Here is a 962-nt window from a genome sequence, read left to right as displayed (position 1 = left end):
GTACTGTATTTCTACAACAGGATTTTAAGTCCTGCGCGTCTGCCAGTTCCGCCACGCCGGCATAATGAGATAAACTCATTGAATGGGACCTATAGGGCTCGAACCTATGACCCTCTGCTTGTAAGGCAGATGCTCTCCCAGCTGAGCTAAGATCCCACGCGATTACTTGTAGTGAGTGCTAAAATAAAAGATTCTGAGTTGTGACATGCTTGCATGGCTAAGACTCAGAATCTTTTATTTTATCCGAGCGTTAGCGCGGGATGGCAGTTCGTAGAACTGGCATACACACTCACATTTTCCTCACTGCAAAACGACCCAAGCGGGACTCGAACCCGCGACCTCCGCCGTGACAGGGCGGCGCTCTAACCAACTGAGCCATTAGGCCTTATTTAGTTAGTGGACCATCGGGGACTCGAACCCAGGACCGACCGGTTATGAGCCGGTTGCTCTAACCAACTGAGCTAATGGTCCAAATGTTTAAAGCCGATGATCGGACTCGAACCGATAACCTGCTGATTACAAATCAGCTGCTCTGCCAATTGAGCCACATCGGCACGTATTCTATCAACAACATACTTTATGCTATTAATATTACTGCCTAAATATATACCAAGAATACAAATCTGTCAATACTTTATTTCTTTATATTCCTGAATGACTCCGACGGGAATCGAACCCGTGTTACCGCCGTGAAAGGGCGATGTCTTAACCGCTTGACCACGGAGCCTTATCTTTATTCTTTCATTAAAAAAACTCCCCGAGTAGGACTCGAACCTACGACAGCGCGGTTAACAGCCGCGTGCTCTACCAACTGAGCTATCGAGGAATAATCTAAAGGTATTTTCTTAGTACCTTCAAAACTTCATACAGAACACCATCAATAACATAATCTGTGAAGTTGCAAAGCAACTTCCAATGCGAACATCGTTCGCTATTATTTGGTCAAGCCCTCGATCGATTAG

The 962-nt window shown here is 45.7% G+C and carries 7 tRNA genes (1 of these 7 running past the window's edge); all 7 read right to left on the bottom strand.

Annotation, left to right across the window (positions count from 1 at the left end):
* Nucleotides 1-61 (bottom strand) — tRNA-OTHER (locus DW650_RS19590) (it extends 67 nt beyond the left edge of the window).
* Between the two features lie 22 nt (nucleotides 62-83).
* Nucleotides 84-156 (bottom strand) — tRNA-Val (locus DW650_RS16315).
* Nucleotides 157-311: 155 nt separating this feature from the next.
* A tRNA-Asp gene (locus tag DW650_RS16310) sits at nucleotides 312-385 on the bottom strand.
* Between the two features lie 12 nt (nucleotides 386-397).
* A tRNA-Ile gene (locus DW650_RS16305) sits at nucleotides 398-471 on the bottom strand.
* A gap of 10 nt (nucleotides 472-481) precedes the next feature.
* Nucleotides 482-554, bottom strand: a tRNA-Thr gene (locus DW650_RS16300).
* Nucleotides 555-655: 101 nt separating this feature from the next.
* Nucleotides 656-727, bottom strand: a tRNA-Glu gene (locus tag DW650_RS16295).
* A 26-nt stretch (nucleotides 728-753) separates the two neighbouring features.
* Nucleotides 754-826 (bottom strand) — tRNA-Asn (locus tag DW650_RS16290).
* Nucleotides 827-962: the final 136 nt, after the last annotated feature.

It is taken from the genome of Roseburia sp. AM23-20, assembly GCF_003470905.1.
Lineage (GTDB): Bacteria > Bacillota > Clostridia > Lachnospirales > Lachnospiraceae > Roseburia > Roseburia rectibacter.
This window is presented reverse-complemented; position numbering and strand designations above follow the sequence as displayed.